The organism is Desulfobacula sp. (genome assembly GCF_030145145.1).
Lineage (GTDB): Bacteria > Desulfobacterota > Desulfobacteria > Desulfobacterales > Desulfobacteraceae > Desulfobacula.
The window spans coordinates 40,599-67,487 of the sequence record NZ_JAQYWD010000024.1; the positions used below are offsets into that span (position 1 = coordinate 40,599).

At 46.6% G+C, this 26,889-nt stretch carries 23 protein-coding genes; all 23 read left to right on the top strand.

Annotated elements, in window-relative coordinates; genetic code table 11:
• Nucleotides 1-20 precede the first annotated feature (20 nt).
• Nucleotides 21-776, top strand: coding sequence for an ABC transporter ATP-binding protein (locus tag Q1Q15_RS14560; RefSeq protein ID WP_300461325.1), 756 nt, complete (start codon nucleotides 21-23; stop codon nucleotides 774-776).
• A complete protein-coding gene (locus Q1Q15_RS14565; RefSeq protein WP_300461327.1) occupies nucleotides 764-1,519 on the top strand; it encodes an energy-coupling factor transporter transmembrane component T in 756 nt (251 codons plus the stop codon). The genes Q1Q15_RS14560 and Q1Q15_RS14565 overlap by 13 nt, the downstream gene beginning before the upstream one ends.
• Before the next feature lie 143 nt (nucleotides 1,520-1,662).
• Entirely contained in the window at nucleotides 1,663-2,238 is a 576-nt protein-coding gene (locus tag Q1Q15_RS14570) for a hypothetical protein (RefSeq protein WP_300461330.1), read from the top strand.
• A 36-nt stretch (nucleotides 2,239-2,274) separates the two neighbouring features.
• Nucleotides 2,275-3,240, top strand: a complete 966-nt coding sequence (locus Q1Q15_RS14575; RefSeq protein ID WP_300461333.1) for an ATP-binding cassette domain-containing protein — start codon at nucleotides 2,275-2,277, stop codon at nucleotides 3,238-3,240.
• Complete coding sequence (locus tag Q1Q15_RS14580; protein WP_300461336.1) at nucleotides 3,237-3,941, top strand: ABC transporter permease subunit; 705 nt, start codon at nucleotides 3,237-3,239, stop codon at nucleotides 3,939-3,941. The genes Q1Q15_RS14575 and Q1Q15_RS14580 overlap by 4 nt, the downstream gene beginning before the upstream one ends.
• Nucleotides 3,942-3,950: 9 nt before the next feature.
• A complete protein-coding gene (locus Q1Q15_RS14585; protein WP_300461338.1) occupies nucleotides 3,951-6,122 on the top strand; it encodes a GldG family protein in 2,172 nt (723 codons plus the stop codon).
• Nucleotides 6,123-6,135: 13 nt separating this feature from the next.
• Complete coding sequence (locus Q1Q15_RS14590) at nucleotides 6,136-7,092, top strand: DUF4340 domain-containing protein (protein ID WP_300461342.1); 957 nt, start codon at nucleotides 6,136-6,138, stop codon at nucleotides 7,090-7,092.
• On the top strand, nucleotides 7,089-7,811 hold the full coding sequence (locus Q1Q15_RS14595; RefSeq protein ID WP_300461345.1) for a lysophospholipid acyltransferase family protein: 723 nt from the start codon (nucleotides 7,089-7,091) through the stop codon (nucleotides 7,809-7,811). Before Q1Q15_RS14590 ends, Q1Q15_RS14595 begins: the two co-directional genes overlap by 4 nt.
• Nucleotides 7,812-8,131: 320 nt before the next feature.
• The gene (gene mraZ, locus Q1Q15_RS14600) at nucleotides 8,132-8,572 is read left to right on the top strand and encodes a division/cell wall cluster transcriptional repressor MraZ (RefSeq protein WP_300461348.1); all 441 of its coding nucleotides are present in this window, start codon (nucleotides 8,132-8,134) and stop codon (nucleotides 8,570-8,572) included.
• Nucleotides 8,573-8,574: 2 nt separating this feature from the next.
• A complete protein-coding gene (rsmH, locus tag Q1Q15_RS14605) occupies nucleotides 8,575-9,513 on the top strand; it encodes a 16S rRNA (cytosine(1402)-N(4))-methyltransferase RsmH (protein ID WP_300461351.1) in 939 nt (312 codons plus the stop codon).
• A 3-nt stretch (nucleotides 9,514-9,516) separates the two neighbouring features.
• Entirely contained in the window at nucleotides 9,517-9,834 is a 318-nt protein-coding gene (locus tag Q1Q15_RS14610) for a hypothetical protein (RefSeq protein WP_300461354.1), read from the top strand.
• Nucleotides 9,834-11,567, top strand: a complete 1,734-nt coding sequence (locus tag Q1Q15_RS14615) for a penicillin-binding protein 2 (RefSeq protein ID WP_300461357.1) — start codon at nucleotides 9,834-9,836, stop codon at nucleotides 11,565-11,567. Before Q1Q15_RS14610 ends, Q1Q15_RS14615 begins: the two co-directional genes overlap by 1 nt.
• Complete coding sequence (locus Q1Q15_RS14620) at nucleotides 11,564-14,536, top strand: UDP-N-acetylmuramoyl-L-alanyl-D-glutamate--2,6-diaminopimelate ligase (RefSeq protein WP_300461360.1); 2,973 nt, start codon at nucleotides 11,564-11,566, stop codon at nucleotides 14,534-14,536. The genes Q1Q15_RS14615 and Q1Q15_RS14620 overlap by 4 nt, the downstream gene beginning before the upstream one ends.
• 155 nt (nucleotides 14,537-14,691) lie before the next feature.
• Nucleotides 14,692-15,771, top strand: a complete 1,080-nt coding sequence (gene mraY / locus Q1Q15_RS14625; protein WP_300461363.1) for a phospho-N-acetylmuramoyl-pentapeptide-transferase — start codon at nucleotides 14,692-14,694, stop codon at nucleotides 15,769-15,771.
• Complete coding sequence (murD, locus tag Q1Q15_RS14630; RefSeq protein ID WP_300461366.1) at nucleotides 15,772-17,136, top strand: UDP-N-acetylmuramoyl-L-alanine--D-glutamate ligase; 1,365 nt, start codon at nucleotides 15,772-15,774, stop codon at nucleotides 17,134-17,136.
• A 1-nt stretch (nucleotide 17,137) separates the two neighbouring features.
• On the top strand, nucleotides 17,138-18,265 hold the full coding sequence (gene ftsW / locus Q1Q15_RS14635; RefSeq protein ID WP_300461369.1) for a putative lipid II flippase FtsW: 1,128 nt from the start codon (nucleotides 17,138-17,140) through the stop codon (nucleotides 18,263-18,265).
• Entirely contained in the window at nucleotides 18,249-19,352 is a 1,104-nt protein-coding gene (murG, locus tag Q1Q15_RS14640) for an undecaprenyldiphospho-muramoylpentapeptide beta-N-acetylglucosaminyltransferase (protein WP_300461372.1), read from the top strand. Before ftsW ends, murG begins: the two co-directional genes overlap by 17 nt.
• 4 nt (nucleotides 19,353-19,356) lie before the next feature.
• Nucleotides 19,357-20,724: a UDP-N-acetylmuramate--L-alanine ligase gene (gene murC, locus Q1Q15_RS14645; protein WP_300461374.1), complete on the top strand. Its 1,368-nt coding sequence runs from the start codon at nucleotides 19,357-19,359 to the stop codon at nucleotides 20,722-20,724.
• 9 nt (nucleotides 20,725-20,733) lie between these two features.
• On the top strand, nucleotides 20,734-21,654 hold the full coding sequence (gene murB, locus Q1Q15_RS14650; protein ID WP_300461377.1) for a UDP-N-acetylmuramate dehydrogenase: 921 nt from the start codon (nucleotides 20,734-20,736) through the stop codon (nucleotides 21,652-21,654).
• Complete coding sequence (locus tag Q1Q15_RS14655) at nucleotides 21,647-22,528, top strand: FtsQ-type POTRA domain-containing protein (RefSeq protein ID WP_300461379.1); 882 nt, start codon at nucleotides 21,647-21,649, stop codon at nucleotides 22,526-22,528. The genes murB and Q1Q15_RS14655 overlap by 8 nt, the downstream gene beginning before the upstream one ends.
• Nucleotide 22,529: 1 nt before the next feature.
• Nucleotides 22,530-23,756, top strand: coding sequence for a cell division protein FtsA (gene ftsA, locus Q1Q15_RS14660; protein WP_300461382.1), 1,227 nt, complete (start codon nucleotides 22,530-22,532; stop codon nucleotides 23,754-23,756).
• A gap of 17 nt (nucleotides 23,757-23,773) precedes the next feature.
• Nucleotides 23,774-25,033, top strand: a complete 1,260-nt coding sequence (gene ftsZ, locus Q1Q15_RS14665; RefSeq protein WP_300461386.1) for a cell division protein FtsZ — start codon at nucleotides 23,774-23,776, stop codon at nucleotides 25,031-25,033.
• Nucleotides 25,034-25,036: 3 nt separating this feature from the next.
• Complete coding sequence (locus tag Q1Q15_RS14670; protein ID WP_300461388.1) at nucleotides 25,037-26,710, top strand: radical SAM protein; 1,674 nt, start codon at nucleotides 25,037-25,039, stop codon at nucleotides 26,708-26,710.
• Nucleotides 26,711-26,889 lie beyond the last annotated feature (179 nt).

Sequence of the window (26,889 nt, forward strand, 5' to 3'; positions counted from 1 at the left end):
CTAAAAAGAACCCGAGTATAATGCCGGAAAAAATCATTGATATAAACGACCTGTGCCACACCTTTTCAGATGGGTACATAGGGCTCAAGGCCATCTGTGTCTCCATTTATAAGGGGGAATTTATTATTCTGGCCGGAAAGAACGGGTCTGGGAAAACAACGTTTCTAAGGCATTTGAACGGCCTTTTGCAGTCGGATTCCGGACAGATCCGGGTGAAGGGGCACAGTGTCTCAAATCATCTGATTCAGACACGAAAGACCATTGGCATGGTTTTCCAGGATGCCGACACACAGATTGTGGGCGATACCGTGTTTGATGAAGTGGCCTTTGGTCTTGAAAACTTAAAATTCAGCCGTGCCGATATCACAGCAAAGGTCACCCAGGCCCTTAAAGGGTTAAGCCTTTTTCATTTACAGGATCGGACACCGTCCAGCCTTTCCGGGGGGGAAAAACGCCGCCTGGCCATTGCCGGGATCCTGGTCATGGATCCTGAGGTGATTGTGTTTGATGAGCCCTTTTCCAACCTGGATTATCCGGGAACCATTCAAGTGCTCACCACCATCATTGCCCTGAACCAATCCGGCCACACCATTATCATTGCCACCCATGATATTGAGACGGTTATTTGTGAGGCCACAAGGGTCATCATCATGGAAAACGGCCAGATCAAAGAAGACGGAACACCCGCTGATCTTGTCAAGCACCTGGAGTCCTATGGCGTCAAGGAACCCTGTTCTTCAAAATTCGGTCTAGGGATCCAGCCATGGCGCAGCTGATACCCTTCACCTACCGGCCGGGCAACTCCCTGTTGCACCGACTGGATGTCAGGCTCAAATTTTTCACCATCTGTCTGATCAGCATGTCCCTGTTATCCGCACACCTGCCGGCCTGTGGCGGTTATGCGCTGGTTTTGGTTTTTTTCTTTAAAACCGCCGGCCTTAACGTCTGGGAGACCCTGAACAGCATGAAATATTTTATGCTCCTGCTCTTTTTTGTCTTTATGGCCCGGGTGCTCACCGTTCCAGGGGATATCCTTTTTGTATTCCACGACATCTCCATCAGCGAACAGGGCATCATGGAAGGGGGCCTGGTGGCCTTTAAATTTTTTCTGGTCATGGTGACGGGCCTGATTTTTTCCACCACCACCAAGCCGTCCAGTGTCAAAAGTGCGGTGCAATGGTTTTTAAAACCGGTCCCGTTTGTGCCTGAAAAACGGGTGGCCGTCATGATCAGCCTTTCGCTGGGCTTTATGCCGGTTATCTTAAAGCAGGCCAGAGAGATCTCCAATGCCCAGAAAGCACGATGTGCCGACCTCCAAAAAAACCCCATCAAACGAATTCTGCGGCTGGTGTTCCCTTTGTTAAAAAAAACCTTTCTTTCTGCCGACAGCCTTGTTCTTGCCATGGAATCAAGGTGCTATACAGATGACAGGACCGATCCTGAATTTACGCCTTCGGGAAATGAACGCTGCTTTTTTGCCGGCACGGTTGTCCTGTGTTTAAGTCTTGTCTGTTTCTAACCTCAAGATTATTTTTCAGTCATGTTTAATTTTTCCCATTGATCATCGGATTTTTTTAAGGTAAAATTCAATTCATTAACTAGTTTCATTACTATTTAGAATGAAATATAATTCATCATACATTATCTGGGAAGGAGGCCGTTATGACAAAAATAGAAGATCAGTTGCCGGGATCAACCCTGTTTGATCTGAGGGGCAAACAATCGGTCCGGGCCACCTTTAAAATTTCCCAGAAAGCCATTGATGCCATCGGGCTTGTGGCCATTCACATGGGGATAAAACAAAAATCGCTTTTTGATCACATCATAGAAGACCTGGACGCTTTGGACAGCCTTGCCAAAACCATTCGCATCCGGCAATTTAATAAAATCCCCCGAAAGCAGAAAACCTTTGTCCTCAGCCGGAAAACCATTGAGGCGCTGGGCGCCATTTCCCAGGCATATGGAACTCCCCGGGATGCCCTTGTTGAATATTCTGTAAAAAAACTTGAATCCATTATCAGTGCTGAAAGACTGCGCCACAAAGAGCGGAAGCTCTTGCAGAAAGACGTGATCGATCATTTTAACCGGGGAAAAGCACTGTACACGAAAGCCGTCGGCATCCTTGGCCGGGAGGACCCCTTTTGCCGGCGCTTTGAAAAAGCCATTTCCGCCGGTGACGCAACACAAAAGGATCTTGCTGAGTTTATTGAAAAAAGCAAAGTGTTAGAAGATTTTTAAATCGCTATAACCATACAAATCATTAAGGAGGAAACGTTGATTGAAGTTCAAAACCTGACCAAGTACTATAAAGACTTCTGTGCTGTAAACAATATCAGCATGACCATCCGGAAAGGCGAAATTTTAGGCCTTCTGGGTCCAAACGGTGCTGGGAAGACAACAACCTTAAGAATGTTAACCGGTTATTTCAAGCCGAGTTCAGGGTCAATAAAAATAAATGATTTCCAAATGCCGGACGATGCCATCCAGATCAAATCCATCATCGGATACTTACCTGAATCCGCCCCACTCTACCACAATATGCTGGTCTATGACTACCTGGAGTATGTTGCCAAACTAAAAGGCATTGTTGATAAGGAAAAGCGGTACGACCGATTCCTGCAATTATCAGATCTTTGCGGGTTGTCTGCCATTATGGATAAACCCATTGCCAATCTTTCAAAAGGATTGAAACAACGGGTGGGCCTGGCCCATGCCATGATGACGGATCCCCAGATTTTAATCCTGGATGAACCCACTTCCGGCCTGGACCCCAACCAGATTGCCGAAATAAGGGATATTATCAAAACCATCGGCAAAGAAAAAACCATTATTTTCTCTACCCATATTTTGCCGGAAGCAGAGGCAACCTGTGACAGGATTGTCATTATCAATCGAGGAAGCGTGGTGGCCGATGATACAACCGCCCATCTCAAAGCGGGTGTCAAGCAGAATGCCATTCTCAAATTATCCCTTAAGGGTGCAGCAGAATCGGATGCCGCGGCCCTGCTGGGAGGGCTTAATTTAGACCTTGATGTTAAATCGGTTGAACCGGTTGAAGAAGGGCTTGTCTCCTTTGAGATCACACCGTCAGCGAACCGGACGGATGACCGGGATTTTCGACCGGATATCTACCTTAAAATAAAAGAGACCGACTGGATAATCACACAATTTACCAAAGAATCCCAGGCCCTTGAAAAAATATTCCGGGAATTGACCAGTGAGGAAGCATACCCATCATGAAACAGATAAAAACCATTGCTATTAAGGAATTCAAAGATTATTTCATTTCACCCATTGCCTATATTGTGATATCGTTATTTCTCATCGTAACTGGGTGGTTTTTCTTTTCAACTTTTTTTATTTTTGGCCGGGCAGATTTAAGGGATTTTTTCTCTCTGCTGCCCATTATTTTTTCATTTATCATCCCCGCCATTACCATGCGGTTGTTTTCCGAAGAAAAGAATGTCGGCTCCTATGAGACGCTGTTAACCATGCCGGTATCTTTTACGGATATTGCCCTGGGTAAATTTTTTGCCGCGACATTGTTTACAGCTTCCATGCTGATCCCAACCCTTTCTTACCCGATTTTTATCACCTTTATCGGCCAGGTGGATCCGGGGCCTGTGATCGGCGGATATCTGGGGGCTATTTTTCTTGCTGCTGCTTATTGTTCTCTGGGCCTGTTTGCTTCATCTCTGACACGGAATCAAATCATTGCCTTCATCATTGGCTGTGCGCTGTGTTTTACCTTAACCATTCTTGACAAGCTCTTATTTTTCATGCCCACAAAGATCATTTCCGTCATAGAATACATTGGGGCCAACTCCCACTTCACAAATATTTCCCGGGGCATTATTGATTCCCGGGACATTCTTTATTTTGTGAGCGTGATCTTCATTTTTATTTTTTCAACCTATATTGTCATGCATGAGAAGAACTAAGGAGAAACAATGGGACAGTTTTCAGTGAAAGAAAAATATTTTAAATTTATAATATATCTGGTGGTCATTGTATTGGTAAATATTGTCGGGATCACCCTGTTTTTCAGGGCGGACCTGACAAGCGATAAGATTTATTCCCTGTCACCGGCCAGTACAGATGTTGTGGAAACCCTGTCAGAACCCTTGACCATAAAGGTATTTTTCTCAAAAGACCTGCCGGCACCCCACAACAATACGGCACGATACCTCCGGGACCTTTTGGAAGAATATGCGGCAAGGGGGGGCAAACTCTTTAATTATACCTTTTATAATGTCACAATGGAAGAAGGCGCCCTGACACAAAAAACCGATGAAAACCGAGACCTGGCCAAAGATTACGGCATACAACCCGTACAGATCCGGATCATGGAAAATGATGAAGTCAAATTTAAAAAAGCCTATATGGGACTGGTCATTATCCACGGAGACCTGATTGAAAAAATTGAAGCCATTACCTCAACCGATGGCCTTGAATTTCAGCTGACCACGGCTATCCAGAAGATGAACAACAAAGTCAGCGCCTTGTTACAGCTGGATGAACGAGTCAATGTCACGATGTATTTATCCTCTTCTCTCAATACCATCGCCCCCCTGATTGGTCTTGACAATCTGCCCCTGCTGGGCAAAGCGGTATCAGATACGATTCAACAGCTCAATCAAAAAAGCCTGGGTATTCTTGAATTCAAACAGGTGGATATCAGCCGCAAACCAGAGCTGGATACCCTGGGAAAGAAATTCAATTTAATGGCCTTGTCATGGCCTGCCATTCCTGAAAAAAAAATCAAGGCCGGGCATGGGGCTGCCGGACTTGTCATTGATTTTAAAGGCAACACCACCACCCTGCCCCTGATCAGTGTCATGGAACTTCCCATCATCGGCACCACCTATCAAATGGTTGACCCGGTTGCCCTGGAAGAAGACCTCAACGCCGTTGTGGAAAAACTGATTGGTATTAATAAGGATATCGGGGTCCTGGCGGGTCACGGTGCCCATTCACTCATGCCGGACAGAATGGCCATGATGCAGGGCAGGCCTTCCCAGGCGATGCAGGTCTTTAACACGCTTGTGTCTTCCCGGTATTCCATTAAACCCATTGATTTAAAGGATGGAGCAATCCCGGATGGGTTAAACTGCCTGATTCTTCCCAGACCCACCCAGAAATTTTCAGCATATGAATTATTCCAGATTGACCAGGCATTGATGAAAGGCACCAACATTGCGTTTATCCTGGACGCGTTTAATGAAATCATGCCCCAGCAAGGTGGCATGGGGATGCCGCCAAGGTATGAGCCCATTGACACCGGCCTGGAAAAACTGTTGACCCATTATGGGGTCAATATTAAAAAAGCCTATGTGTTGGACAAAAATGCCTATTCCCACCAGGCACCCCAAAATATGGGCGGCGGTGAACAAATCATTTATTTTGCCCCCATGTTAAAAGAGGCATCCATCAATAATACGCCCCATTTCATGGACAATATCAAAGGGCTCGTGGCCATGCAGATTTCCCCCCTTGAACTTGTGACAAAGAACATTGATACCACAAAGGTTGTGGCCACCCGACTATTGTCTTCATCTGATGAATCCTGGCTGATGGAAGGAATGATCAATTTAAACCCCATGTTTATCCGACCGCCGGACGCCCAGGAGGAGTTGACGTCCTATGATCTGGCCTATCTGCTTGAAGGCAGGTTCACAAGCTTCTTTAAAGGCAAAACCATCCCTGAAAGGGAGATGGGAGAAAAAGACATTAAAGAAGACAACAAAGATGGCGACGATCAAACGTTTGAAGGGTTTACGGCAAGCCATACCTTCCTTGAGACTTCCAAGCCGGCCAAAGTGTTCGTTCTTCCCTGCTCCCAGATGCTTCAGGACAACATGCTGGACCCTGAAGGCCGATCCAGCAACGCCACATTTATTTTAAACGTCATTGACCATCTCAATGGGGAAGATAAAATCGCCCAGTTAAGAAGCAAACAGCAAACATTTAATCCCATTGTCCAGACCTCGCCGTTTGCCAGGGCCATTATCAAGGCCTTTAATATTATCGCGCTGCCCATTTTTGTCATCCTGTTCGGACTGGGTGTCCTGGCCAAAAGAACCGCCAGAAAAAAGAAAATCGCCAACAGATTTAATGTTTAAGGGGAATGAACCGATGAAAAAAGAATACCTGATACTCTTGGCACTTATCGTTATACTCAGTGCCTATCTTTTTTTGCATAACACCAACAAGGACCATTACACACTGCCTGAAATTCCAAAGATGGATGTCGCAAAAATTACCGGGTTCACTCTGGACAAACGAGACGGGTCCATAACGTTTAAGAAAAAAGGACCCCACTGGACATTGACCGACAAAGACTATCTTGCAGATCCCCCGGCTGTGAAAAACATGCTGGATACCCTGAAAACATTAAAACTGACCGCCTTGGTGTCTGAAAAAGGAGACCTGAAACGATACGAACTGGATGATGAAAATCATATCCGGGTCAAGGTATCAGAAGGCGCAAAAACCGTTTTCGAACTGACCCTGGGCAGAATTGCACCATCCCTTAACCATACCTTTGTCATGTTGACCAATGATGGAAACATCTACCATGCCAATGGCAGTTTCAGGTCCTATTTCAATAAGACCGAAGATGATTTCAGGGACAAAAAAGTAATGGAATTCAAAACAGCATCCATACACCGGTTTTCCATTGAAAAAGATGGCGTGTCCAAAACACTGGTGTCTAAAGAGGAAAAAAAGGACAACCAACAGACCGCCATTACCTGGCATTTTGAGGATGGCACATCAGCAGACCAGGAAAAGGTCTCAAACCTGCTGTCGGCTCTTTCATTCCTGGAATGTGAAACATATGTGGGTGCCTTGCCCAAAGATGAACTGGGAAAAACCCCCCTCCTGTGCAGAATCCGTCTTGAAAATACAGACAAGCCGGAGTTAACGCTTTTTAAAACGGGTGATGAAGATTCGGTAATGGGACTGTCTTCAATGAATGATGATACCTTTGTGCTGAGTCAATTTAACAGCAAAGAAATTGTGTCGGATATCGACACAATTTTAGGGATCATCAAGAATGAAGAAAACAAGGACCAAGAAAATAAAGAGTGAATCCTTTTTTCAAAGCAGCCTATCAACCCTACAAATGGATCATTGTCATTCCCTTTGTTTTCATTGTGACCATGGTCCTGGGGTTGATGTCCATTTTAACAGGCCTCCTGTTCAAACAGGAGGCCGTTAATTATATTGCCATTATCTGGTCAAGGCTGTGTTGTGCCATTATTCCCTTGAAGGTGACACTCCAGGGCAAAAAAAACTATAGCAAAAACCGGTCCTATGTGGTGGTGGCAAACCACCAGAGCATGACAGATATCCCGGCGATTCACGGTCATCTTGGCTTAAATATAAAATGGATCATGAAAAAAGAACTGGGCCGTATCCCTGTTTTCGGATCGGCCTGTCATTACCTCGGCTGCATTTATGTTGACCGGACCAATCATGATGCCGCCATAAAATCCATTGAAGCCGCCAAAAAGAAATTGTCCGGAAAGGCCTGTGTGCTCTTTTTTGCCGAAGGAACCAGAAGCCGGGATGGGCGGGTGATGGCCTTTAAAAAAGGCGCATTCAACTTTGCCTGTGAAACGGGTCTGCCCATATTGCCGGTGACCATTAAAAATTCCTTTCAGGTGCTGCCTTCTGATTCCCTTGATCTTACACCCGGTACCATTGAGATTATTGTTCATCAACCGGTTTATATTTTCAAGCACCACATGGATCACCTTGACGATATCATAGCGCAGACACGGCAGTTGATTGCCAGTGCACTTTAAGGGACTCGGAAATAAACAATCACTCCACTTTCATTCCCCTTTCCGCCATTTCCATCCACGATGCCTGGACAAGCCTTGGCAACAGATCGATGCCACTTTAAATTATACTGAAACCGGATGAGAACCCAAATTTAATAAATCACCTCCATTTCAACCCCTTTTCACCCTATGTGCTATCTTCACCGGTTAATAGCGGATATTCATTTTTATTTAAAAAAGAATTTGTTTTTTTTACTTGATAAGTCTATATTTTTCGTATAGATGTGGAGTTATGTGGTAGAAAGTGGATAGGTTCATCTATTTTAAGAAGGCTTAAACAAGTGTTTCGATCAAGCTCCTTTCATACAATTGATTCCAAAGGCCGGGTGATTATCCCGTCAAGGTTCAGGGATGCCCTGCGAACGGATAAATTCTATGGGGCCATGATCTCAAACAAGGACGACTGTTTATACGCGTATGCTTTAAGTGAATGGGAAAAGGTTGAATCCAGGATTTTATCGGCAAAAACCAGTGCCATGGCGAATTTTAGAAGATTTTTCCTGGGCAATTCCTGTGAATGTCAGTGTGACAAGCAGGATCGTATCCTGATCCCTAAAAATTTAAGAGAATATGCAAAACTTGAGAAAGATATTGTTCTTGTGGGCAATCTGGATCGATTTGAGATCTGGAATCGGGATCAATGGAACACGGTCAACAAACGAATGGAGCAGGAACTCAAAAAAGAGGAAGTTAAAGAAGAAATCGCTTCCCTTGGGTTGTAGCAATGGGCTTTGAGCATACGTCTGTAATGCCTCAAGAGGTGAATGAACACCAGAACCTTAAACCCGGAAACATTTGTGTGGATTGTACTCTGGGCGGGGCGGGTCATGCGCTTGCAACCCTGAAGGCGATCCTCCCTGATGGAATGCTCATCGGCATTGATCAGGATCTGGATGCCATTGACCATGCAAAAAAAATATTAGATCCGTTCAAAAAAAATGTGCGGTTGGTTCACAGCAATTTTTCCGATCTGCCACAAATTCTGAACGATAACGGGATAACCGGTGTCAATTCCATCCTCCTTGACTTAGGATTTTCGCTGAACCAACTGAAAAACGGCAACCGTGGATTTAGTTTTAACAAGAATGAACCATTGGATATGCGAATGGATATTCGAAATGATCTGACAGCCCATGAGATTGTCAATTCATTCCCAGAGGATGAATTGGTCACACTTTTCTTTAAATTTGGTGAAGAAAAATTTTCACGGCGGATTGCAAAAAAAATTGTGGAACACAGAAGACACACCCCCATTCAGACCAGTGCGGAACTGGCACAGATTGTGACAAAGGCCATCCCGGCAAAATTTGTATACAGCCAGCGCATCCACCCTGCCACAAGGGTCTTCCAGGCCTTAAGGATTGCCGTCAACAGGGAACTTGAACGGCTTGAACAGTTTATGGCCATCGTGCCGTCCCTTTTGCTAACCGGAGGGCGGCTTTGTGTGATCTCCTTCCATTCCCTGGAAGACCGGATTGTAAAACAGGCATTACGAAAATTTGAGGCGGGATGCACCTGCCCAAAGGAACTGCCCGTCTGTTTGTGCGGATTTGTCCCCCAGATGAGGTCCGTCTTCCGGCGACCATTGATACCGACAAAAGAAGAAATCAGTGCCAACCCCATGGCCAGAAGCTCAAAATTAAGGGTAGCGCAAAAGGTGTAACCCATGACCATTACAAATAACATAGCCCCAAAAGCAGTCGCCCAACAGAAGGCCGGGTTTCCCTGGATGATCGCCATCTGCCTTATTTTTTGCGAGCTTCTGGTGCACACCTGGGTCAGGACAGAGTCCACCCATACCATTTTACGCGTGTCCGAAGCCCAGGAACGCTATATCCAGAAAATGTCGTACCACAAGGCCCTGTCTATGGAAAGAGACCGGTTAAAATCCGATGGCCGAATTACCCGGATTGCAAAAACCAGGCTAAACCTTTCCATCGACACCTTGGATCAAACCATTTATCTTTCAGGGGAAGACGGTTAATGTCAAAGGATTTAAACAAAGGGATGAGATACCGTATCATTATCGTTCAGGTTCTGATGGGTCTCTTTATTTTTCTTTTAGGGGTCAAATCCTTTGATATTCAAATTTTCAAAGCCAAGGGACTGGCTGAAAAAGCGGAAAATGAGTATGTCAAACATATCACCATCAAAGGGGAAAGAGGTCAAATTCTAGACAGAAACATGAACAAACTGGCCACCAGTATTGATGCCATATCCATTACGGCCTGTCCTTCAAAAATCAAAAACCCGGAAGCGGTCGCCCAGCAAGTTTCCACCCAATTGGATATGGATCAAAAAAAACTTCAAACCACCCTTTCCTCCAACCGCATGTTTGCCTGGGTGGCCCAGAAAATTTCTCCGGATGAGGCCAATAAAATTCGACAATTGCACCTGAAAGAAATTTATTTTGAAAATGATGCCAAGCGGTTTTACCCGAACAGAACCCTTGCCGCCCAGGTCATCGGGTTTACGGGATCAGAAGATTCCGGCCTGGAAGGTCTTGAGTTTAAATATAATGCGATTCTCGAAGGCCGTTCCGTGAAAATCAGGATAAAGCGGGATGGAAACGGGGGAATTCTCGATCTTGATAAAAAAAAGAGACCTGAGTTGAAAGGAAAATCCATTGTCCTGACCCTGGATAAAAAAATTCAATTCCTGACGGAAAAAACCCTGGAAAGAACCGTAAACGACCATCATGCGAAATCAGGGATGGCCCTGGTGATGAAACCCCAGACCGGTGAGTTTCTTTCCATTGCCCATTTCCCCAAATTCAATCCAAACAATTTCAAAGGTATCGACAGAGAAGTCTTCCGAAACCGTGCTGTCACAGATGCATTTGAACCGGGATCTGCCATGAAAATTTTTACGGCTGCTGCAGCACTTGAAAACGGATTGGCACCGAGATCCATCTTTTTTTGTGAGAACGGCACCTATAAAATCGGAACCTTCACCATTCATGACACCCACCCCTATGACTGGCTTTCCATTAACCGGATCATCAAATTTTCAAGCAATATAGGGGCGGCAAAAATCGCCGCAACGATTGGTGATAAGGCCTTGTACAATCATCTGGCCGCCTTTGGATTCGGAAAAAAAGCCCGGATCGGGTGTCCTGGAGAAACATCGGGTAATTTGATTCCCTATGGGCAATGGTCGCGAATCGATGCCGGTGCCATCGCCTTTGGCCAGGGCGTTTCTGTTTCCGCCATACAATTAATCAGTGGTATCAGCGCCATTGCCAATGGGGGAAACCTGATGAAGCCCCTGTTGATAAAAGAAATCATCTCCAACAATGGCCAAGGTGTCACACGGTTTCATCCTGAAATAATCCGGCGGGTCGTTTCCTCAAAAACCGCTCACCAGGTCAAACAAATGATGCGCCTTGTGGTAGAAGAAGACGGTACCGGTACAAAAGCAGCCATGGACGGTTATACGGTTTGCGGCAAAACAGGAACCGCTCAAAAAGCCATGGAGAACCGGAAAGGATATTCAAAGCATAACTACATCTCGGTTTTCGGTGGATTTGCACCTTTTGACACACCGGAATTAGCCATTTTGGTGGTAGTGGATGAGCCCAGAAAACAATATTATGGGGGAGATGTTGCCGCCCCTGCCTTTAAAACCATTATGGCCGAATCCTTTAATTATCTGAATATCCCCCCGGAAAAAAACACGCCCATGATCGCCTCATTATCCACTGGAGAAAAAAAATGAAGCTGTCTGATCTGATCAAAGGGTGTTTGTTGACTTCATCTGCCCCGTTAACGGCTGGGGCAAACCATGATCCTGATATCAGTGCCATTGCCTCAAACTCCAGGGACATCCAGCCGGGCGGATTGTTCATTGCCATTAAGGGCTTTATGGCGGATGGAAATGATTATATTGAACAGGCCTTTGAACGAGGAGCCGTTGCCGCCATCGCCGAAACCAATCCCAAAAATCTGGACAATATCATCCTGGTTGAAAACCCAAGGCGCGCCATGGCCACTATTGCCACCAATTTTTATGGCCATCCATCAAAGGGATTGACCCTGGTCGGCATCACCGGGACCAATGGGAAAACCACAACCACCTGGCTTTTGGAAAGCATTTTCAAGGCCTGTGGATTTGCCACCGCTGTCATTGGCACCATTAATATCCGGTACAAGGATCAAACGGTTGATAACCCCGTAACAACACCGGATTCCATTGATCTTCAAAGAACCCTTTATGAGATGAAAAAAGCCGGTGTGACCCATGTCATCATGGAAGTCTCTTCCCATGGACTGGACCTGAACAGGGTGGATGGCTGCCGGTTTGATGCCGGGGTATTTACCAATCTGACCCGGGACCATCTGGATTATCACAAAACCCTGGATGCTTACTATCAATGCAAAAAACGATTTTTCACCCAATTCCTCGGACCCCATGGAACGAACAATGCACCGGCTGTATTGAATATTGATGACCCTAAAGGGAAAGCCTTATTCAACTGCCTGCCCTATACCACCATTGGTGTCAGCACACGAATGCGAACAGATATTTTTGCTGAAGGTGTCACCGATACGATTCAGGGTTTGTCAGGACCCATTCACCTGCCCAATGGCTCCTTTAACCTGACATCCTTTCTTACCGGCCGGTTTAATTTAGAAAATATTTTGTGTGCTGCCGGTGCGGCTCACGCGTTACATATCGACGTGAAATCGATCAAAAAGGGGCTGGAAAACTGCCATGCCATTCCAGGTCGACTGGAAAAAATAAAGACCCCCCTTGACCGACACATATTTGTCGATTATGCCCATACCCCGGATGCTTTGGACTCTATTTTACGCACCTTAAAACAAAGAGCCCCCAAACGGCTCATCACTGTTTTCGGGTGCGGGGGAGACAGGGATCGCTCAAAACGGCCCTTAATGGGTCAGATTGCCGGCAACCTCAGTGACATTGCCATTTTGACCTCAGATAACCCGAGATCCGAACATCCCGATGCCATTATTACGGATATCCTGGAAGGGATGGCCAATTTTCACCGGCTTTCCGATACAGATCTTGTATCAACCCCGTTCAAAAAAGGATACCAGATTGAAGTTGACCGGAAAAAAGCCCTTAAACGAGCCCTTTTTATTTCAAAACCCGGGGACATCATTATTGCTGCAGGTAAAGGGCATGAAACCTACCAGATCACCCGGGCAGGCACCCTGCATTTAGACGACAAGGAAGAACTGCAGAACGCGGCCATTGAATTTGCCGAACAGTTCACCCCCATTCCATGGTGTACAGCAGATCTGTCCCGGGCATTAGACTGTGAGCCGGTCATGTCTACCCTTGACCCCCATCATTGCTTTGCCGGGATTTCCACGGACTCAAGAGCCATTGATGACACCCGGATTTTCCTTGCCCTTAAAGGGGAACGCTTTGACGGACATGTCTTTGTTCAGCACCTCATGGAGAAAGGGATACAAGGGTTTATTACCCAAAAAGGCTTTTGGGATACCCTGGACGGAACCACCCGGAAAAAAATCAACCAAAAAAATCTGGTTCTTTTTGAAGTGGGGAACACGGTAACGGGATTGGGGCAGCTGGGTCTTTACCAACGGAACCGTTCCAATGTTAAACTGATTGCCATTACCGGTTCCAGCGGAAAGACAACCACCCGAAAAATCACCGAAGACCTGTTCAACACGCAATTTCATACCCATGCCACCATTGGAAATTTTAACAACGAGATCGGTTTGCCGTTAACCCTTTTAAATCTTTCCGCTGCCCATGAATGGGCCATCGTGGAAATGGGGATGAATCATCCGGGTGAAATATCCCGGCTGAGCCGAATCGCACGGCCGGATATTGCCATGGTGATCAACACCGCCGGGGTTCATCTTGAAGGGCTTGGCAGCGTGGATAATGTTGCCGCTGCCAAGGCGGAGATTTTTGACGGCATCCGGGAAAACGGCACAGCAATTCTTTTTGCCGATGATCCCAGACGGGAAATACTTGAAACAGCAGCCAGGAAAAACAGCGCCATCAAAACCCTTCTGTTTTTTGGTGCCAATGATGACGCCATGATCCAGCCGGTCCATATTCACCCGTCAGAAACCGCCACTGACTTTACCGCCCGGTTTGACGATCAAGAGGTCCATTTTTCCATCCCCTCCCCTGCTCTTTTTATGGTTAACAATTGCCTGGCTGCCATTTGTGCGGCCAGGACGGCAGGAATCCCCATAAAAAACATTCAAAAAGGGCTTAAGGCCTTTACCCCTGTATCCGGCAGAATGACTATTTTCAGGCTATCCGAATCAATCCATATGATCGATGACACCTATAATGCAAACCCTGCTTCCGTGACCCAGGCCTTGAATACCCTGCACAGGGTCAGTGGCGGCAGCAATAGCATTGCCGTTCTCGGGGATATGCTGGAACTGGGCGAAGAATCAGACCGACTTCATCGACAGATCGGCCAGGCAGCCGCTGTGTTGGGGATCTCCAAATTATTTTTTTTCGGAACCCAGGTAAAACACATGATCGAAGGGGCCATTGAAAACGGATTTTCAGCAGACAATATATTTCACGGCACAAAAGAGGAGATTGCTCAAAAGGTGGTGGAAGCCGCAGACAAAAACACCTGGGTTCTCGTAAAAGGCTCCAGGGGTATGGCCATGGAAACTGTTATATACACACTTCAAAAAATATTAAAGTCCACTTGTTAAGGGGTTATGATGGATCATTTCAGGGAAAAACGATCGGTGGGAGAGAGACGACAATTCACGTACACAGCGCATGTTCCTGAAAGACGATCCGGAAAAGACAGAAGAAAAATCAGCGCACGCAATTCGAAAATAAAGAAGGAATAGGGTTACACAAAATGCTTTACCAATTTTTATATCCTTACCATATCGATTATTCGATTTTGAATATCTTTCGATATATTACCTTCAGAACCATTTATGGCGGCCTGACAGCCTTTTTAATTTGTTTTCTGTTCGGACCGTTTGTTATCCGGAAACTTTCCCAGATGCAGGTCGGACAAATCATCCAGACCGATGGGCCGCAATCCCATCTGGGAAAACAGGGAACCCCCACCATGGGGGGGCTTCTGATTCTTTTTTCCATTTTCACCACCACGGTGATCTGGGGAAATCTGTCGAATCATTACGTGACCATTTTCCTTCTGGCCCTGATCCTTTTCGGCCTTATCGGATTTATCGATGATTACCTTATGCAGGTAAAAAAAAGGAACATGGGGTTCACGGCCAAAGGCAAATTCCTGATCCAGATCCTGTTCGCCTTGATCATCAGCTGGCTCATCTACAATTGTCCTGATTTTGATTCCAGCCTGACCATTCCGTTTTTAAAGGACGTTTCCCCGGACCTGGGCATCTGGTATATTCCGTTTGCCTGCCTCGTGATTGTGGGGACCTCCAATGCCGTAAACCTGACCGACGGTCTTGACGGGCTTGCCATCGGCCCCTATATCGTTGCCAGTGTCACCTACATGTTTTTTGCCTATGTTGCCGGGCATGTCCAGATTGCAGACTATCTGCATGTCCGGCATATTACCTCTGCCGGTGAAATAACAGTGGTCTGCGGAACCCTGGCAGGTGCCGGGTTAGGATTCCTCTGGTTTAATGCCCATCCTGCCCAGATCTTTATGGGAGATTCCGGTTCGATTCCCCTGGGTGGCATTCTAGGCACCATTGCCATTATTACAAAACAGGAAATCCTGCTGTTGATTGTGGGCGGACTGTTTGTCATCGAGGCCTTGTCCGTTATCATTCAAGTCTCCTATTTTAAACTGACAAAGGGGAAAAGGGTATTTCGAATGGCCCCCTTACACCACCATTTTGAGCTGAAAGGGTGGCATGAATCAAAAGTGATTGTACGGTTCTGGATTATTTCCATTACCCTGGCATTAATCTCATTAAGCACATTGAAAATAAGATAAATGACACTTCAAGAAAAAAAATCATCCTATTTTCTGATCATTGGTCTGGGGACCTCAGGGATTTCCATGGCCAAATTCCTGCATGCCAGCGGCCAGGAGGTCGTGGCCACGGATATTGACCCCGCCAGAACCGACAGGGCAAAGCAACTCAATGATCTGGGCATTCGAACCGAAATCGGGTTTCACAACCCAAAAACCTTTAACCAGGCAGCAGTTCTGGTTCCCAGCCCCGGGATCCCCTTAACCCTTGAGCCCATCAAAACAGCCGCAGCCAGGGGGGTTCCCATCTCAGGGGAATTGGACATTTTCTCCCGGTACAATGATCTTCCCATCATTGCCATTACCGGCACCAACGGCAAGACCAGCACCACCACATTGATCGGTGACATGCTGACCGCCTGCGGCAGGACCCCTTTTGTGGGAGGAAATATCGGGACGCCTTTGGTGGATCACTTGATGAACAAACGAAACACAGATGTCATTGTGGCTGAAATATCCAGTTTTCAGCTGGATCTTGCAAAAACGTTTAAACCGGATGTCGGGGTATTGTTAAATATTTCCGAGGATCACCTGGACCGATACGACACCTACACCGCCTATGAAACGTCTAAATGGCGTCTGTTTGACCATCAGGATGCCGACGACAAAGCCGTGATCAATCACTCTATTTCAGGGTTTGAAAAAAAAATCAAGACCCTCCGGTCCAGGGTGTTTGCCTTTTCATCCACCCAGGGCATCCCGACCCCATGGGGGGCTCACATCGGTTCAAACGACATTCAGGTCATCACAAAGGCGTTGAATTACCGAATAAAAACAGACGTCCTCAAAGAACTCCAAGGCACGCACAACCGGGAAAACATTGCAGCAGCCGTTCTTGCCTGCCTGGCCGTTGATGCGGATATCAACGGTATTTTAAACGGATTGAACACCTTTAAAAACTTACCCCACAGAATGAAGTTGATTCATACCATTGATGGTATTTCTTTTTATGATGATTCCAAGGCAACCAATACGGATGCCGTCATCCGTGCACTGGCGTGCTTTGACAAAAATGTTCTCCTGATACTGGGAGGCAGGGAAAAGGGAACAAATTTTTCCCTGCTGATCCCGGCGGTGCAACACCGTGTCAAAACCATTATTGCCATTGGAGAATCCAGGAAACACATCCAGGAAACCTTTGAAAACGTCTGCCGGGTCATACCGGCAGACACCATGAAAGATGCCGTTCAAAAGGCGTTTAATGCTGCAGCAGGAGATGATGTTGTCCTACTCTCCCCTGCCTGTGCAAGCTTTGACATGTATGCGAACTATGCCCAGAGAGGAACTGATTTTATAACCCATGTCACTGAACTTGGAAACAAATAAAATGATCGGTCCCACAAAACCCATTCACCCGTTTTTCAATGAAAAAAGCATTCTTTTTCCGGTGATTCTTCTGTCTGGAATCGGTATCATCATGGTGTATTCAGCCAGTTCTTCCATCAGCATGGAAACTTACAATTCAGCATTTCATTATATGAAAAAACAGGCTCTCTTCTTTGGCATCAGTTTGTGTGTCATGTTTATCACCGCCTCTTTTCCCTATAAACTTTACCGGCGGATATCCTATCTGATCCTGTTTGCCGCCATTGTCCTGCTGGTGGCCGTACTCGTTCCCGGGTTAAACGTTAAAGCCGGGGGCGCCCACCGGTGGCTGGACCTGGGCGGTTTCACCTTTCAACCCGCTGAATTTGCAAAACTGGCCCTCATTCTTTTTCTAGGATATTCCCTGTCCAAAAAACAGGACATGATAAAATTGTTTTCCGTGGGATTTATCCCCCATGCGGTTATTTTTACTTTCTTTGCCTGTTTGATCATTCTTCAACCTGATTTTGGAACCATTGTGGTGCTGGGAATGATCACCTGGGGCATGATGTTTATTGCCGGGGTTAAGATCATTCATCTGCTGTCTCCAACCCCTTTGCTGGCCCCGGTGATTTATTTTTGGGTGTATAAGGTTGACTACCGGCTGGAAAGAATTTTGACGTTTTTAAACCCCTGGGATGATCCCTATAACACCGGATACCAGATCACCCACTCTTTAAAAGCCTTTGGGTCAGGTGGTATTTTCGGGAAAGGCATTGGGCTTGGGATGCAGAAAATGCACTACCTTCCGGAACCCCACACAGATTTTATTTTTTCCATTATCGGCGAAGAGCTTGGACTGATCGGCGTGCTGACGGTTCTATCCCTGTATTTAGTCTTATTGATGAAAGGGATCACCATCGCCAAAACAGCAGACACTGTTTTTGGGACCATCACTGCCACCGGATTGACCCTTTATATCGGGATCCAGGTCATCATCAATACCGGTGTTGCGTTAGGGGTTCTGCCGACAAAAGGTCTTACCCTTCCATTTATCAGTTATGGGGGAACCTCCCTGGTGATCAATATGGCTGCCATGGGAATTTTAATGAATATCGGGGCATCAAAAAAAAATGGACAAGCAATTTAACATCATCATAGCCGGTGGAAAAACCGGCGGCCACCTTTTCCCGGGGATTGCCATCGCCCAGGCCCTGGAAAGGAGCCATCCGGATGTGGGGATTCTTTTCGTTGGCACCACAGCCCCCTTTGAAACCCAAACCCTTGAAAAATACGGGTATGCCCACAAGGGCATCCTCTCAAAACCCATTAAAGGCGGCAGTCTGCCTAAAAAAATGGTTTCCATCAGCCTGCTGCTGATTTCACTGATTCAGTCCCTGGTGATCATCCTTCGCCAAAAACCCGATTTTGTACTGGGAGTGGGGGGATTTTCTTCTTTTACCGTTGTTCTGGCAGCCTGGATACTGGGGATTCCCAGTGCCATCCAGGAACAAAACGCCATCCCGGGACTGACCAACCGTTTGCTGTCAAAATTTACCCAGACCATTTTTACCGCTTTTAAAGAGACAAAAGGATTTGTCAACAACCCAAAAGTGATCTATGTGGGCAATCCTGTCCGAAAAACAGATCCCATGGCATCCGGCAGTCGACTAAACCTAACACAGTTTAATCCAGACAAGTTTACCCTTTTGATCACGGGGGGAAGCCAGGGTGCGGGCAGTATCAATATGGCCGTTATGGATGCCCTGGCATTGATGGACCCTGCCGACACCCTCAATATTATCCATCAAACCGGGATAACGGATGAATCTGTTGTCCAAAAACAATATGACGACCTAAAGGTACCGGCAACGGTGAACGCCTTTTTTCATGACATGCCGCGATTGCTGGATATGGCCGATCTTGCCATCACCAGGGCCGGGGCTGGAACCATTTCCGAACTGTGTATCAAAGGCCTGCCTGCCATCCTGGTGCCGTTCCCCCATGCCGCAGATGACCATCAAACCGTTAATGCAAAAGCCCTTGAAAATCAGGGTGCAGCGGTGATGATCAAGGACAATGAACTGACAGGGCAGCGATTAAAAGAAACCCTGGACGGCCTGATCGGAAACAAAACAAGGCTGGCTCACATGGCTGAAATGTTACAGCACCTGGCCATGACCGATGCGGATGAACGCATAGCAGCCCATATTTTAAAACAAGGAATTAAGGCGTAACCCCATGTATCAAAAAAATTACCATATCCATTTTGTTGGCATCGCCGGCATTGGCATGAGCGGCATTGCAGGGCTTCTCTTACACCTTGGGTATAAGGTGTCCGGATCCGATCTAAAGCTCTCCCCCATCACCCAGCGACTTGAAGCGAATGGCGCCATCATTTTCCAGGGTCACAGTAAAGAACAGGTCACTGGTGCCAACGTGGTGGTCACCTCATCGGCCATTTCCCAGGAAAATCCAGAAGTCATTCGGGCAAAAGAACTATCTGTTCCCATTATTCCCAGGGCTGAAATGCTGGCGGAACTCATGCGGATTAAATATTCCATTGCCGTCTCCGGTGCCCATGGCAAAACGTCCACCACCTCCATGATCGCTCAAATTCTCAACACAGCGGGCTTAGATCCCACCGTGATCATTGGCGGCCTTCTCCAGGGGCTTGATACCAATGCATTACATGGAAAAGGAGAGTATATTGTTGCCGAAGCCGATGAAAGTGACGGGTCTTTTTTAAAATATTCCCCGGCCATTGCCGTTGTCACCAATATTGACCTTGAACACCTGGATTTTTACACGGATATTGAAGACATTAAAGACACATTTGTTCAGTTTATCAATTCCATTCCCTTTTATGGCCTTGCCATTCTCTGTCTTGACAATGAACACATCCAGGATATCCTCCCCCGGATAAAAATCCGCTACACCACCTATGGTATGACAGCCCAGTCCGACCTCCAGGCCAGGGAAATCTCCTTTCAGGGCAGCAAAAGCTTTTTTAAGGTCTTCACCCATGAAAAACACCTGGGAGACATCCAACTGAACATGGCCGGAAATCATAATATCGCCAACGCTTTGGCAGGAATTGCCACAGCCCTTGAACTGGACATCCCCTTTAACACCATCAAGACCGCATTGGAACAGATTGAGGGGGTTAAACGGCGACTTGAAATCAAAGGGGAAAAAAAAGGCATCACCGTTATGGATGATTATGGTCATCATCCCACTGAGATCATGGCAACCCTGACAGCCGTCCGGCAAAGCTACCAGGACAAGCGCCTGATGGTGGTATTCCAACCCCATCGGTACACCCGGACCAAAGAATTATTCCATGAATTCACCCGATCCTTTTATCAGTCGGATATCCTGATCATCCTCCCGATTTATGCGGCAAGTGAGCAGGAAATCAAAGGGGTGGACGCCCAGCATCTGTGCGAGGGGATCAGGGAACATGGCCATAAAGAGGTATCCTATGCCCCGGATTTCAATCAGGCATTATCCATGATCACCCATAAGGCGAAAGAAGGGGATATTGTCCTGACCCTGGGAGCAGGGGACATCTACACTTTGGGAGAAACATTAATTGATATATTGTAACGGAAACGCATGGTAAAAACAAACCACAATGCATATGCCGACCTGGTTCACCAATTCGATCTGCTGGTGGACGAACCCTTGAAAAAGTATACCGCTTTTAAGGTCGGCGGCCCGGCTGATTTCCTTGCACTGCCCAGGGACCAACATGCGTTGAAACAATTATTAAAAGCGGCATCAGATTTAGATATGGCCGTTACCATTTTTGGGGGAGGCACCAACCTTTTGGTCACAGACAAAGGCATACGGGGCCTTGTGGTGGTGATGCAACACTTAAAATCCGAAATTCATATCACTGACGCCGGCCCGGGTAGAAAAACCATTTATGCCGAAACAGGGGAACGGTTGTCAAAAGTCTGCCGGTTTGCCATCCGTCACTCACTCACCGGACTTGAATTTGCCGCAGGAATTCCCGGAACCATTGGCGGCGCCATCATCATGAATGCGGGCATACCCTCCGGGGAAATGTCAGACATTGTTCAGTCCATTGATGTATTAAACCCCCAGACCCAAACGGTTAAAACCATTGAAAAAAAAGACCTGGCGTTTTCCTACCGACACCTCAATTTGCCCGGGATCATTGTCGCAGCAAGATTAAACCTGATGGAAGCCGCTGCGGAAGAAATCGAAACCACGTTTAAACAGAACCTGAACCAAAAAAAATCAACCCAGCCGATTGCCGCTGCCAGCGCTGGATGTTTCTTTAAAAATCCAGGCCAGGGCATGTCAGCCGGGGAGCTCATTGAACGCTCAGGACTCAAAGGCCTGAAAATGAATGATGCCATGGTATCCCCGATTCATGCAAACTATATTGTCAACACCTGCCATGCAACCTGCGAAGATATTCTTTTATTAAAACAGAAGATTCAAGAAACCGTATTCAAAAAATACCAGATTAACCTTGAAACAGAAGTGAGGATAAAAGGTGAATAAACGAACAAAACCCAACACGTACAAAACAGATGTCACAGAGGGGGCGGCGTTTTTGTCCGATTCCGGGGCCGCCATTGATTTTTGTCTCAAATGTATCTTGACTGTGGCGTTTATCAGTATTTTAAGTCTTGCTTCCATATTTGCTTACGATTTCATTACCCAGTCAGACGCTTTTAATATTAAAAAACTGAAAATTTCTGGCACACAGCAGATGTCTAAACAAGACCTCCTTAAATTTGCAAACTTAACCGGTGATGAGAATATTTTTGCCATCAATGTGTTTTCCATTGAAAAGCGCATCCGGTCACACCCCTGGATTCAATCCGCCACCGTAAAAAGGCATCTGCCGTTTGGACTCTCCATAACCATTGTTGAGCAGTCCCCCCTGGCCATTGTCGCCATCGAAAACGTGACAAATATTATCATTAATACCCAGGGCCAACCCTTTAAAGAATACGATCCTCAAACAGACCGCATTGAACCGCTGCCAATTGTCTCGGGGCTTGACCTGATCCGGAAAAACAACCAGTACCGGTTTAACGGATCCGTGTTACCGTCTATCATGGCGATCTTAAAAACAGATGACAGCAGCAATTTCCGGCGCATAACAGCCGATGAAAAAACCGGGATTGCCATTGAAACCAAGGATATCTATAACACCCGGCTGACAGAACGCCCCGGAACCGTTCAAATAAAACTGGGGTTTCATCATTTCAAAGCAAAATTGACTAAAGCAAAAGAGATAAGCGCCTATATTGATAGACACTATCCGGAAAGAATAATCTGTGCCATGGACATTTTTAATATTGAAAAAGTATTTATCAAAACAAAACTTAACCATGCTCTGCACAACAATTTAGAAAAGGGGGTTTGATTTGCAGGGAAATGAAAAGCTAATTGTCGGCCTGGATATTGGCACAACCAAAATTACCGCCGTTGTCGGAGAGATGCTGGAAAACGAGATCAACGTGATTGGTGTCGGGTCTCATCCCTCCACAGGGCTTCGGAAAGGAACGGTTGTCAATATCGAATCAACTGTAGCGTCCATTAAAAAAGCGGTTGACGAGGCTGAACTCATGGCCGGATGTGATATCTCATCTGTTTATGTGGGCATTGCAGGAAATCATATCAAGGGTTTAGACTCCCATGGTATTATTGCCATCAAGGGCCGGGAAATTACCGCGCAGGATGTTGAACGGGTGATTGATGCTGCAAGGGCTGTGGCGATTCCCATGGACAGAGAAATTCTTCACGTCATTCCCCAGGAGTTTATCGTGGATGATATGGAATCCATTCAAAACCCTGTGGGGATGACCGCCATACGGCTGGAAGCCAAAATTCACATTGTCACCGGTGCTGTCTCTTCGGCCCGGAATATTGTGAAGTGCTGCAATAAGGCAAACCTTGAAGTTTGCGGCATTGCCCTTGAATCCCTGGCATCGGGTGAAGCGGTTCTCACAGACGAAGAAAAAGAATTGGGGTGCCTCATCGCAGACATGGGGGGGGGTACCACTGACCTGGCGCTGTTTAAAAATAATAATTTAAAATTTATATATAACCTCACCCTGGGTGGACATAACCTGACCAATGATATTTCCATCGGACTACGAACCCCTCTTCCGGAAGCTGAAAAAATCAAACTCAAACACGGCACCTGTATTCCGCAAAATGCAAGGAATGGTGAAACCATTGAAGTACCTGCCGTTGGCGGAAGATCACCTAAAAAATTATCCAAGGGAATTTTAGCTGAAATCCTTGAACCCCGGGTAGAAGAAATTTTTTCGCTGTTGAAAAAAGAGCTGTTCTCCCATGGACTTGAGAACTCATTTCCCGCAGGATTTGTCCTAACGGGCGGCAGCGTGGTGCTGGATGGGATCACTGAAACAGCAGAATCTGTTTTCGGTGTACCGGTGAGGATCGGTGAGCCCAATAAAATTGGCGGACTAAAAGATATTGTTAGAAACCCCGCCTATGCCACGGGTGTCGGCCTTGTCATTTTCGGTTCCAGTGCCAGCTGTCAAATGGATCTAAAAGACACGGTCAGTCAAGACGGTACCGGCATATTTAACAGAATGAAACAATGGTTTAAAAATATAATTTAATTTTCAAGGAGGCGGATATGACTTTTTCTTATGTGGAAAACGATAATTCAGCAAAAATCAAGGTTATTGGTGTTGGCGGTGCAGGTGGCAATGCCGTAAACAACATGATTGATGCGAAACTCAAGGGTGTCAAATTCATTGTGGCCAACACCGATATCCAGGCACTTGACGCGTCCAGGGCTGAAGTAAAAATTCAAATCGGAAAAGAGCTGACAGGTGGGCTTGGTGCAGGGGCAGATCCGAATAAAGGCCGGGAAGCGGCCCTGGAAAGCATGGATGAACTGCGGGAAGCGTTGGAGGACAGTCATATGGTCTTCATTACGGCTGGTTTTGGCGGTGGCACAGGGACAGGGGCTGCCCCGGTCATTGCTGAGATCTGTAAAGATCTTGGGGTATTGACAGTGGCAGTTGCCTCTAAACCCTTTTCTTTTGAGGGCAAAAAAAGAGAACGACAGGCCCTTGAGGGTCTTGATAAACTTCAGGGCATTACCGATACCATCATTACCATCCCCAATGATCGGCTCAGGGGGATTTCAGCCAAAGGTGCCCGAATGGTGGATATGTTTATTAAAGCAGATGAAATTCTTCACCATTCCGTAAAGGGAATTACAGACCTGATCATGATGCCGGGCCATGTAAACCTGGATTTTGCCGATGTCCGAACCACCATGCAGAAAGCCGGCAAAGCCTTAATGGGGATCGGGGTGGCATCCGGTGAGAACCGCGCGATTGAGGCGGCCGAAAGAGCCATTTCCCATCCACTCCTTGAAGACATCTCTATTTCCGGTGCAAAAGGCGTGTTGATGAACATTACCTCCAGTTCCGACCTCACCCTTGATGAAATGACAGACGCCTGTGACCGGATATACAAGGAAGTGGGAGATGATGCCGAAATTATCTGGGGCCAGACATTTGATGAAGAACTGGGAGATGAAATGCGCATCACCGTCATCGCCACCGGTATCGGCATTGAAGAGGCAGTGGCCACCCATAATATCCACCAGTTTGATGCCGGGGTTCAGCCCATGGGGGTTCAACAGCAGGCAGCGGCATCCGGAGGCGGAGGCGTATCACGGCAGGTTGAACCCATTGTCCGGGGACAGTTGCGAACCCCGACCCAGGAAGAACTGGCCAACTGGAATGAATTTGAAAATCCTGTCATCATTAAACGTAAAAAAGTAGTGGGGGGGGATGACACTGGACAGAATTACAGCACAATGCAATTTGATCAGGATGACCTGGAAGTGCCGACGTTTCTTAGAAGAAAAGCAGATTAATCCATGCGGAAAAGGCGCAAACCTGCCAGGGATTCCGGTTCAAAAAAAATAGCGCCCGTTGAACAAGGGGTCATTATTAAAAAAGGCAGAGGATTGATAAAGGCCGCTCTTGCCTATCCCAACACGTATACGGCAGGCATGTCGTCCCTGGCGTTTCAGACGGTTTACAGGATTGCAAACCAGATCCCCCACGTGGCGTGTGAAAGGGTCTTTTTACCGGATCCAAAGGAAAAAGGGGGGCAGCCGAAAAGTATTGAAAGCGGTTTGACCCTTGATCAATTTGATGTCATTCTGTTTTCAATATCATTTGAGAATGATTTTTTACATGTCGTTCAACTCCTTGATACTGCCGGTATTCCCATGCGATCAAGCGATCGAACCCCCCTTCACCCCCTGGTGGTTGCGGGGGGGGTTGCCTGCTTTTTAAACCCTGAGCCCATTGCGCCCTTTATCGACTGTTTTCTTCTGGGAGAGGCCGAATGCCTGCTGGATCATTTTTTTGAAAAGATTTCACACAAATCCGACAAGACCGCTTTGTTGCAAACCCTGGAAAAAAAATTACCCGGTGCATATGTTCCCTGTCTTCATCCCCTTAAAACGCCATTTCAAATACAGGTGCAATACCTTGATAATCTTGACGCGGTGACAACCAGCACGTGTATTCTCACTTCGGGAACCGTATTCAAGGATACGTTTCTGATCGAGACCCTTAAAGGCTGTCCCCACGGCTGCCGCTTCTGCAGCGCCGGGTTTATCTACCGGCCCCCCAGGATTTACCCGGTTAAAAACATTTATGCTGCCATTGATACTGCTTCCGGCAAAACAGACCGTATCGGACTTGTCAGTTCAGCCATTGCAGATCACCCGGATATTACTGACATTTGTACGTATGGCCAGCAGCACAATTTCACATTATCCTTTTCATCCCTCAGGGCCGACAAACTCACCGATGAACTGATTGATGCTCTCACGCGCTCAAGGGTGAAAACCGCCACCATTGCACCGGAAGCTGGATCGGAGCGGATGCGCAATATTATTAATAAAAAAATGACTGACCATGACATTCTTTCGGCCACCCAAAGGCTTGTCAATGCCGGAATCATCAATTTACGGCTTTATTTTATGATTGGACTTCCCTTTGAACAGGATCAGGACATCCATGCCATTGTGGAACTGACAAAAAAAATTAAATCTGTTTTTCTTGAGGTCTCAAAAAAGAAAAAGAAAATCGGCATCATCACCTTAAGTGTCAACCCGTTTATTCCTAAACCCTGTACCCCATTTCAATGGTGTGCCATGGCAGATGAAACCGTACTAAAAAAAAGAGTTCGTATTATTCAGCAAGGCGTAAAAAAAATCGCTAATGTAACGGTTAATGTGGCATCCCTGAGGATAGCCAAAATCCATGCGCTGCTGTCCCGGGGAGATCGAAAAACGGCCAACCTCATCGAATCCGCAGCAAAGCAGGGGTGGTCCTCTGTCATAAAACAGAACAGCGCCTATTGCCACGATATTATCTACCAGGAAAAACCCATTGACCATCCGCTGCCCTGGGACTTTCTTGACAATCGAGTTAAAAAAGACTTCCTTGCCAGAGAATTCATGAGAGCCAAACAAGAAAAAAAATCGCCATCCTGTCCCATGATCGACTGTAAAGTTTGCAAAACCTGCATTTAACGGGGACCATTGCGTTTTATATGAAAATGCGACAGCAGAGCCCCCGAAGGGCGATGGGATCGGCCCGTTCGGACCCAAAGGCGATCAGCCCATTTGCCCTGCCGGGCGTTAAGAAGCGCAGGCTGTTTGAGGACACGCCTGCCCGCAGTTCCTGCGCTTTAGACCGGTAGGGCAAATGG

What these genes read in the sequence shown, in the direction of transcription:
- mraY (WP_300461363.1), top strand. Translation starts at nt 14,692, where the DNA reads ATGCTTTACCAATTTTTATATCCTTACCATATCGATTATTCGATTTTG.
- murD (WP_300461366.1), top strand. Translation starts at nt 15,772, where the DNA reads ATGACACTTCAAGAAAAAAAATCATCCTATTTTCTGATCATTGGTCTG.
- rsmH (WP_300461351.1), top strand. Translation starts at nt 8,575, where the DNA reads ATGGGCTTTGAGCATACGTCTGTAATGCCTCAAGAGGTGAATGAACAC.
- ftsZ (WP_300461386.1), top strand. Translation starts at nt 23,774, where the DNA reads ATGACTTTTTCTTATGTGGAAAACGATAATTCAGCAAAAATCAAGGTT.
- murC (WP_300461374.1), top strand. Translation starts at nt 19,357, where the DNA reads ATGTATCAAAAAAATTACCATATCCATTTTGTTGGCATCGCCGGCATT.
- Q1Q15_RS14560 (WP_300461325.1), top strand. Translation starts at nt 21, where the DNA reads ATGCCGGAAAAAATCATTGATATAAACGACCTGTGCCACACCTTTTCA.
- Q1Q15_RS14590 (WP_300461342.1), top strand. Translation starts at nt 6,136, where the DNA reads ATGAAAAAAGAATACCTGATACTCTTGGCACTTATCGTTATACTCAGT.
- Q1Q15_RS14620 (WP_300461360.1), top strand. Translation starts at nt 11,564, where the DNA reads ATGAAGCTGTCTGATCTGATCAAAGGGTGTTTGTTGACTTCATCTGCC.
- Q1Q15_RS14580 (WP_300461336.1), top strand. Translation starts at nt 3,237, where the DNA reads ATGAAACAGATAAAAACCATTGCTATTAAGGAATTCAAAGATTATTTC.
- Q1Q15_RS14610 (WP_300461354.1), top strand. Translation starts at nt 9,517, where the DNA reads ATGACCATTACAAATAACATAGCCCCAAAAGCAGTCGCCCAACAGAAG.
- Q1Q15_RS14570 (WP_300461330.1), top strand. Translation starts at nt 1,663, where the DNA reads ATGACAAAAATAGAAGATCAGTTGCCGGGATCAACCCTGTTTGATCTG.
- Q1Q15_RS14615 (WP_300461357.1), top strand. Translation starts at nt 9,834, where the DNA reads ATGTCAAAGGATTTAAACAAAGGGATGAGATACCGTATCATTATCGTT.
- Q1Q15_RS14585 (WP_300461338.1), top strand. Translation starts at nt 3,951, where the DNA reads ATGGGACAGTTTTCAGTGAAAGAAAAATATTTTAAATTTATAATATAT.
- Q1Q15_RS14565 (WP_300461327.1), top strand. Translation starts at nt 764, where the DNA reads ATGGCGCAGCTGATACCCTTCACCTACCGGCCGGGCAACTCCCTGTTG.
- ftsW (WP_300461369.1), top strand. Translation starts at nt 17,138, where the DNA reads ATGATCGGTCCCACAAAACCCATTCACCCGTTTTTCAATGAAAAAAGC.
- Q1Q15_RS14670 (WP_300461388.1), top strand. Translation starts at nt 25,037, where the DNA reads ATGCGGAAAAGGCGCAAACCTGCCAGGGATTCCGGTTCAAAAAAAATA.
- murG (WP_300461372.1), top strand. Translation starts at nt 18,249, where the DNA reads ATGGACAAGCAATTTAACATCATCATAGCCGGTGGAAAAACCGGCGGC.
- murB (WP_300461377.1), top strand. Translation starts at nt 20,734, where the DNA reads ATGGTAAAAACAAACCACAATGCATATGCCGACCTGGTTCACCAATTC.